The sequence below is a fragment of the Budvicia diplopodorum genome, assembly GCF_009800925.1.
GTDB classification, from domain to species: domain Bacteria; phylum Pseudomonadota; class Gammaproteobacteria; order Enterobacterales; family Enterobacteriaceae; genus Budvicia; species Budvicia diplopodorum.
Genome location: NZ_WOYF01000024.1, coordinates 18,879 through 27,480 on the forward strand (window position 1 = coordinate 18,879; position 8,602 = coordinate 27,480).

Consider the following 8,602-nt stretch of genomic DNA (forward strand, 5'->3'; position numbering starts at 1 on the left):
GGGCGCTCAACGTGTTCTTAAACCTGTAGTTAAACAGATATTAAGGGGTTAAGCGCCCCTGTGCCCTGCAACCATCCCCGGCGAACCGGGGTGGATATTAGAAGGAATTAACCCTCTTCCAACTCGATGTTGATACCCAGCGAGCGGATTTCTTTCAACAATACGTTGAAGGATTCCGGCATGCCTGGCTCCATCTGATGGTTGCCATCCACGATGTTTTTATACATCTTGGTACGGCCGTTTACGTCATCGGACTTCACGGTTAGCATTTCTTGTAGGGTGTACGCTGCGCCATAGGCTTCCAGCGCCCACACTTCCATCTCACCGAAGCGTTGTCCACCGAACTGAGCCTTACCACCCAGCGGTTGCTGAGTAACCAGACTGTAAGAACCGGTAGAACGTGCATGCATCTTGTCATCAACCAAGTGGTTCAGTTTCAACATGTACATGTAGCCAACGGTGACCGGACGTTCGAACTGCTCACCGGTACGTCCATCAAACAGCGTGATCTGACCAGAGGTCGGTAAACCGGCCAACGTCAGCAGCTCTTTAATTTCTTTCTCTTTCGCACCGTCAAATACTGGTGTTGCAATCGGCATACCTTTACGCAGATTTTCTGCCAAAGTCAGCACCGCTTCATCAGAGAACGTACTTAAGTCCACTTTCTGACGCAGATCGTCACCCAGATTATAGGCCTTCTGGATAAACTCACGCAGTTTTGCAACTTCTTGCTGCTGTTTCAGCATGGCGTTGATCTTATCGCCGATACCTTTTGCAGCTAACCCTAAGTGGGTTTCCAGAATCTGACCGATGTTCATACGCGATGGTACGCCCAGAGGGTTCAGCACGAGGTCAACGGGGGTTCCGTTTTCATCGTAAGGCATATCTTCAATCGGATTGATCTTAGAGATAACACCTTTGTTACCATGACGTCCTGCCATCTTGTCACCAGGCTGGATTTGACGTTTAACGGCCAAATACACTTTGACAATCTTCAGTACGCCAGGGGCTAAATCATCGCCCTGAGTGATCTTACGACGCTTACCGTCAAGCTTCTTCTCAAAATCAGATTTTAGTTCGTCGTACTGCTCAGCCAGTTGTTCTAACTGGTTTTGCTTGTCTTCGTCCGTTAATCCGATTTCCAGCCACTTGTCGTGAGTCAGTTTGCTCAGCTTCTCAGCTTCGATGCCGCCAGAAACCAGCACATCATGAATACGGGCAAACAGACCGGCTTCAAAGATTTTCAGCTCTTCAGTCAAGTCTTTCTTAACCTGCTTGAGCTGCATATCTTCAATTTCAAGCGCACGCTTGTCTTTCTCTACGCCATCACGGGTAAAGACTTGAACGTCAATAATGGTACCTGAAACACCGTTTGGTACGCGCAGCGATGAGTCTTTAACGTCAGACGCTTTCTCACCAAAGATCGCACGCAGCAGTTTCTCTTCTGGCGTTAGCTGGGTTTCACCTTTAGGCGTTACCTTACCAACCAGAATGTCGCCGCCGGTAACTTCAGCACCGATATAAACGATACCTGATTCATCCAGCTTGGAAAGCGCAGCTTCACCCACGTTCGGGATATCAGCAGTGATCTCTTCAGGCCCTAACTTGGTGTCGCGAGACACGCAAGAAAGCTCTTGGATATGAATCGTTGTGAAACGATCTTCCTGCACAACGCGCTCGGAAACCAAGATGGAGTCTTCGAAGTTATAACCGTTCCAAGGCATGAACGCGACGCGCATGTTTTGGCCCAGTGCCAGTTCGCCTAAGTCAGTAGACGGACCATCGGCTAACACGTCACCGCGTTCAACCGGCTCGCCTAAAGAGACGCATGGCATCTGACTGATACAGGTGTTCTGGTTAGAACGGGTGTATTTAGTCAGGTTATAAATATCAATACCTGCTTCGCCCGGTAACATCTCTTCTTCGTTAACTTTGATAACGATACGAGAGGCGTCAACGTATTGAACGGTACCGCCACGCGTTGCAACTGCGGTTACACCGGAGTCAACGGCTACAGCACGTTCCATACCGGTACCAACCAGCGGCTTGTCAGCACGCAGAGTAGGAACCGCCTGACGTTGCATGTTCGCACCCATCAGGGCACGGTTGGCGTCATCATGCTCCAGGAACGGAATCAGAGAAGCACCTACGGACACAACCTGTTGGGTTGAAACGTCCATATAGTCAACCTGTTCACGGCTGAATAAGCTTGATTCGCCCTTGTTACGACAGGTAACCAGATCTTCCATAAAGTGGCCTTCGTCATTCAGGTTTGAGTTAGCCTGAGCGATAACGAAGTTGCCTTCTTCAATGGCGGATAAATAGTGGATCTCATCGGTCACCACGCCTTCACGTACGCGACGGTAAGGCGTTTCTAAGAAACCATACTCATTGGTCTGTGCATAAACAGACAGTGAGTTGATCAGACCGATGTTTGGACCTTCCGGCGTTTCGATTGGACATACGCGACCATAGTGAGTCGGATGTACGTCACGAACTTCGAAGCCTGCACGCTCACGCGTTAAGCCGCCCGGGCCCAGCGCTGAAATACGACGTTTGTGCGTAATTTCAGACAGTGGGTTGTTTTGATCCATGAATTGAGAAAGCTGGCTTGAACCAAAGAACTCTTTCACCGCCGCCGAAATCGGCTTAGCGTTGATCATGTCTTGAGGCATCAGCGTATCCAGATCGCCAAGAGACAAGCGCTCTTTCACCGCACGCTCAACGCGCACAAGGCCGACACGGAATTGGTTTTCTGCCATTTCGCCAACGGAGCGAATACGACGGTTACCCAGGTGATCGATATCATCCACTTCACCAACACCGTTGCGGATGCCGATAAGCTTTCTCATCACTTCAGTAATGTCTTCTTTGCACAGAATGCCGGAGCCTTCAATTTCTTCACGGCCTAAAGAACGGTTGAACTTCATGCGGCCTACCGCAGAAAGATCGTAACGATCTTCAGAGAAGAACAGGTTCTCAAACAGATTCTCTGCCGCTTCACGCGTTGGTGGCTCACCAGGACGCATCATGCGATAGATTTCAACCAAGGCGCTTAAGCGATCGCTGGTTGGATCGACGCGGATGGTCTCGGACATATAAGAACCGTGGTCCAGATCGTTAGTAAACAGCGTCTCGATGCGCTTGTGACCGGCCTGACTCAATTTAGCCAGCAGATCTAGCGTCAATTCCATATTGGCAGAACAGATGATTTCACCCGTGCTTTCATCGATATAATCTTTAGCAACGACTTTTCCAATAATGTATTCAGTCGGGACTTCGATTTTATCAATGCCATCTTTTTCAAGCTGGCGAATATGACGAGCGGTAATACGACGACCTTTCTCTACGAAAATTGTACCGGCAGCTTCTATATCAAAAGATGCGGTTTCTCCGCGCAAGCGCTCAGGAACAAGTTCCATCTGCAGCTTGTTATCAAGGATTTCAAATGCAACTTTGTCAAAGAACAGATCTAAGATTTGTTCAGTGGTGTAGTGCAGTGCACGTAAAACGATCGTCGCTGGCAATTTACGACGACGGTCAATACGAACGAACAGGTTGTCTTTCGGGTCAAACTCGAAATCTAACCAAGAACCGCGATAAGGAATGATACGCGCGTTATACAGCACTTTACCCGATGAATGGGTTTTACCTTTATCACTATCAAAGAATACACCCGGACTACGGTGTAACTGGGACACGATAACGCGTTCAGTACCATTGATGACAAAGGTACCGTTATCGGTCATGAGCGGAATCTCGCCCATATAAACTTCTTGTTCTTTGATGTCTTTAACCGTGCCCGCAGGTGCGTCACGATCGTAAATCACTAAGCGCAGTTTAACGCGCAGCGGTGCTGAATAAGTCACACCACGGATTTGGCATTCTTTGACATCGAATACAGGTTCACCAAGACGATAGCTAACATATTGCAGCTCAGAATTGCCGCTGTAGCTCTGGATAGGAAACACAGAACGGAAGGCAGCTTCCAGTCCATGTTGACCTTCCGGGTCTTGCTCGATGAACTTCTGGAACGAGTCAAGCTGGATAGAAAGTAGGTAAGGAATGTCCAATACTTGTGGACGTTTACCAAAATCCTTACGGATGCGTTTTTTCTCGGTATAGGAGTAAACCATAGGGTTCCTCAGCTCGCTGGAAAGTCGAACCACTCTGTCCGTCCAGATAGGGACAGTTCATGCAACACGATTTATATCGATCGAAAGAATGAAATATCTTTCGTAATATTCTTTCCCGATAACTCTTAAATCATTTCATTGCGCCGTGATTGCAGGATTTACTACAGTCAGGGAGAGCAATATATTAAGTCGTCACCCGAAAAAAATATTGGGGCTACTCAGCAGTATAAAAGTGTGAAATTCCACTGAACCCCTAGAGCGCAAAAAAGCTGGTGACCAAAAAGTCACCAGCCATCAGCCTATAAAGTCAGGCTGCAAACTTTAAAACAGTCTTACTTGATCTCAACAGAAGCGCCTGCTTCTTCCAAAGCTTTTTTCAGAGCTTCAGCGTCATCTTTGTTGATGCCTTCTTTAACTGCAGTCGGTGCAGCTTCTACTAAGTCTTTAGCTTCTTTCAAGCCAAGACCAGTTGCGCCACGTACTGCTTTGATTGCAGCAACTTTGTTAGCGCCAGCAGCGGTCAGGATTACGTCGAATTCAGTTTTCTCTTCTACAGCTTCAACAGCAGCAGCAGGGCCAGCAGCAACAGCCGCTGCAGAAACGCCGAATTTCTCTTCCATAGCAGAAATCAGTTCAACGATTTCCATTACAGATAAAGCTGCAATACCGTCTAAAATTTGGTCTTTAGTGATAGTTGACATAACAAGTGTTCCTAAAATATAGAAATAGTTTATACGTTAAAAAGCAACGATGGAAAAAGGCTATTAAGCAGCTTCTTTCTGATCGCGCAGCGCAGCCAAGGTACGAACCAATTTGCCGGCAGCGGCTTCTTTCATGGTTCCCATCAGGCGTGCGATTGCTTCTTCGTAGGTTGGTAAGGTTGCTAAGCGGTCAATTTGTGCCGCAGAGATAAACTCACCTTCAAAGGCTGCTGCTTTAACCTCAAATTTTGCATTCTCTTTAGCAAAAGCTTTGAATAAACGAGCAGCTGCGCCCGGATGTTCACTAGAGAAAGCGATTAAGGTTGGACCAACAAACGTGTCTTTCAGGCACTCATAAGGAGTGCCTTCAACTACGCGACGCATTAAGGTGTTACGAACAACACGCATATATACGCCAGCTTCACGACCTGCTTTACGCAGTTCAGTCATTTTTGCTACAGAAACGCCGCGGGAATCCGCAACAACTGCAGACAGCGCGCCCTTGGCTACTTCGCTAACTTCAGCAACAATCGCTTGTTTGTCTTGAAGATTTAATGCCATTGGCTTTTTGCTCCTGGATTAGACTGGGAAAATCCCCAGAACTCACATCACTTGCGTATGCTACTTTGACGAAAGTCTGTCCCGAAAAAGTAGCAGAACAAGCGTTAAAACACGGTGAGCAGAATCCAGCAAAAACTTCTATAAAAGATATTTTTAGGCTCTGTCACCGTCTACGCTGGCCGTTACCTTATTAATATAAGAACAGCGATTAAGTATGTTGCCACACGCCAGCGGTCTTGGACGGAGGCCTGGAAACGGCCAGGCTCCAACCGATAAAATCTAAGGGGCCAAATTCTAGACGAATCTGGCTCCATAGTAAAGCAACGAATTAGTTCGCTGCTGCGCTCAGGCTGCTTTGATCGATAGCAACGCCAGCACCCATGGTGGTTGACAGGCTAACTTTCTTAACAAAGATACCTTTGGCAGTCGATGGCTTAGCTTTCTTCAGAGCTGACAGAAGAGATTCTAAGTTCTCTTGCAGTTTAGCTGCATCGAAATCAACTTTACCAATCGTAGTATGGATAATACCGTTCTTGTCGTTACGATAACGAACCTGACCAGCTTTAGCATTACGAACAGCTTCAGCAACGTTAGGCGTTACGGTACCTACTTTCGGGTTTGGCATCAGACCGCGTGGGCCTAATACTTGGCCTAATTGACCAACAACGCGCATTGCATCAGGAGAAGCAATAACCACGTCGAAGTTCATTTCGCCTTTCTTGATTTGGTCAGCCAAATCTTCCATACCAATCAGGTCAGCGCCAGCTTCTTTAGCTGCTTCAGCGTTTGCACCCTGAGCAAATACGGCTACGCGAACTGTACGACCAGTACCGTGTGGTAGCACAGTAGCGCCACGAACGTTTTGATCAGATTTACGAGCATCGATACCGAGGTTTACGGCAACGTCTACGCTTTCAACGAATTTAGCGGTGGCTAATTCTTTCAGCAGAGCAACGGCTTCAGCAATGTCGTACTGCTTAGTTGCATCAACTTTGTCACGGATTACGCGCATGCGCTTGGTTAGCTTAGTCATCTATTAACCCTCCACTACCAGGCCCATGGAACGAGCAGTACCTTCAATAGAACGCACCATCGCGTCTATATCAGCACCAGTCATGTCCGCAGATTTAGTTTCTGCGATTTCGCGAACTTGCGCGCTTGTTACTGTTCCGACTTTAGTCTTGTTCGGTGTACCTGAACCAGACTTAACGCCAGCAGCTTTCTTCAACAGAACGGCTGCAGGAGGGGTCTTAGTTACGAAGGTAAAAGAACGGTCAGCATAAACAGTAATAACAACTGGAATTGGCAAGCCTTTTTCCATGCTGTCAGTCTTAGCATTGAACGCTTTACAGAATTCCATAATGTTCACACCCTGTTGACCCAGAGCTGGACCAACTGGTGGACTTGGATTCGCCATACCGGCTGCAACTTGCAGCTTAACGTAGGCTTGGACTTTCTTAGCCATTGAGATTTCCTCGGTTTGGGTGATAACGCCTCGATGAGGCTCCCCGTATGTAATATTTGCTTTTGTTTACCTGCTAATAAAACGCAATATAAACAAAAATAAAAAGGCGCGAAATTATAAAATAATTCCGCGCTTCTGACAATAACCTAATGGTTATTCTATGACCGCCTATTGATTACGTTAGCTATTTAATAGTAACGCCATCAACAACCGGAAATTTTTTGGCTTAGCCTTTTTCTACCTGACCAAAGTCTAATTCTACCGGTGTTGCACGACCGAAAATTGAAACCGATACTTTCAGGCGGCTCTTTTCGTAGTCAACTTCTTCAACCACACCGTTAAAGTCAGCAAATGGACCATCGTTAACGCGAACCAACTCACCCGGTTCGAACAACGTTTTAGGACGCGGCTTATCGCCAACCTGCTGTAGGCGATTCATGATCGCATCAACTTCTTTATCGCTAATCGGTGCCGGACGGTCTGACGTTCCGCCAATAAAGCCCATAACGCGTGGAATGCTGCGAACTAAATGCCATGTAGCATCGTTCATTGCCATTTGAACTAACACGTAACCGGGAAAGAACTTACGTTCACTTTTCCGGCGTTGGCCACCGCGAATCTCGACAACCTCTTCGGTTGGAACCATCACTTCGCCAAACTGATCTTCCATTTCCTGTAGTTTAATATGCTCACGCAGCGACTGAGCTACACGGCCTTCAAAACCAGAAAATGCTTGAACTACGTACCAACGCTTTTTAGGGGCTTCAGACATATTAGAACCTCAGGCCAGTTATAAATGAAACCAAACGGACTAGGATACCATCCAGCCCCCATAGAATCAGTGACATCACGGCAGTCACTGCAGCAACGATCAACGTTGTGTGCAGAGCTTCCTGACGCGTAGGCCAGATCACCTTGCGAACTTCGATACGAGCCGCTTTAGCGAACTCTAGTGTCGCTTTACCTTTGATGGTAAATAGTGCAACCACAAAAGCAACACCAATGATAGCAACAACGGCCAAAGCACGCAGAGGCAGGCTGTATCCACGGTAAATATAATTACCGCCGATAGCAACTGCTAACAGCAATACAACGATAACCCATTTAACTATTTCTAGTCCGCGCCCGCTTCCTTGAGCTTCGGTATTCGCACTCATAAACCAACCTGTCATTATGACTTAAATAATTACTCACTCCGCCTTAACGAAGCAACCAAGCCGAACGCTCTTTCTTCGGCACAATACGCCGTAATTTTCTAATGAGCCTATCTCACCCTAACTCTCACTGCGCTTATAAACCAGCTATAAAGCATAAAAGCTTGATGAGATAGGTTCTTTTATTCAACTACCTTTCAACCGCGTTGAAAAAGGGCATCAAATGATGCCCTTTTAAAGCCTACTGCGTCAATCTTATTTGATGATTTGAGCAACAACGCCCGCACCAACGGTACGACCGCCTTCACGAATAGCGAAGCGTAAGCCTTCGTCCATCGCGATTGGGGCAATCAGCGTTACTGTCATCTGAATGTTGTCACCTGGCATTACCATCTCTACGCCTTCTGGCAGTTCGATGGTACCGGTCACGTCAGTTGTACGGAAGTAGAACTGTGGACGGTAGCCTTTGAAGAATGGCGTATGACGGCCGCCTTCATCTTTGCTCAGAATATAAACTTCTGATACGAATTGGGTATGCGGATTGATTGAACCTGGTTTCGCAAGAACCTGACCACGTTCGATATC

8 protein-coding genes are annotated in these 8,602 nt (G+C 47.2%); all 8 read right to left on the reverse strand.

The window, feature by feature from the left end; genetic code table 11:
- Nucleotides 1–107: 107 nt before the first annotated feature.
- Entirely contained in the window at nucleotides 108–4,136 is a 4,029-nt protein-coding gene (rpoB, locus tag GVI43_RS15225) for a DNA-directed RNA polymerase subunit beta (protein WP_159567699.1), read from the reverse strand.
- Nucleotides 4,137–4,468: 332 nt separating this feature from the next.
- Complete coding sequence (gene rplL, locus GVI43_RS15230) at nucleotides 4,469–4,837, reverse strand: 50S ribosomal protein L7/L12 (RefSeq protein WP_159567700.1); 369 nt, start codon at nucleotides 4,835–4,837, stop codon at nucleotides 4,469–4,471.
- A gap of 63 nt (nucleotides 4,838–4,900) precedes the next feature.
- Entirely contained in the window at nucleotides 4,901–5,398 is a 498-nt protein-coding gene (gene rplJ / locus GVI43_RS15235) for a 50S ribosomal protein L10 (protein WP_159567701.1), read from the reverse strand.
- A 328-nt stretch (nucleotides 5,399–5,726) separates the two neighbouring features.
- Nucleotides 5,727–6,431 carry a 50S ribosomal protein L1 gene (gene rplA, locus GVI43_RS15240; protein WP_159567702.1) on the reverse strand — a complete coding sequence of 235 codons (705 nt, stop codon included), beginning with the start codon at nucleotides 6,429–6,431 and terminating at the stop codon, nucleotides 5,727–5,729.
- Between the two features lie 3 nt (nucleotides 6,432–6,434).
- Entirely contained in the window at nucleotides 6,435–6,863 is a 429-nt protein-coding gene (rplK, locus tag GVI43_RS15245; protein ID WP_159567703.1) for a 50S ribosomal protein L11, read from the reverse strand.
- 226 nt (nucleotides 6,864–7,089) lie between these two features.
- Entirely contained in the window at nucleotides 7,090–7,635 is a 546-nt protein-coding gene (nusG, locus tag GVI43_RS15250; protein ID WP_159567704.1) for a transcription termination/antitermination protein NusG, read from the reverse strand.
- Between the two features lies 1 nt (nucleotide 7,636).
- The gene (gene secE / locus GVI43_RS15255; protein ID WP_159567705.1) at nucleotides 7,637–8,020 is read right to left on the reverse strand and encodes a preprotein translocase subunit SecE; all 384 of its coding nucleotides are present in this window, start codon (nucleotides 8,018–8,020) and stop codon (nucleotides 7,637–7,639) included.
- 252 nt (nucleotides 8,021–8,272) lie between these two features.
- Nucleotides 8,273–8,602, reverse strand: a 330-nt coding sequence (locus GVI43_RS15260) for an EF-Tu C-terminal domain-related protein (RefSeq protein WP_484478971.1), incomplete at its 5' end; no start/stop codon positions are given.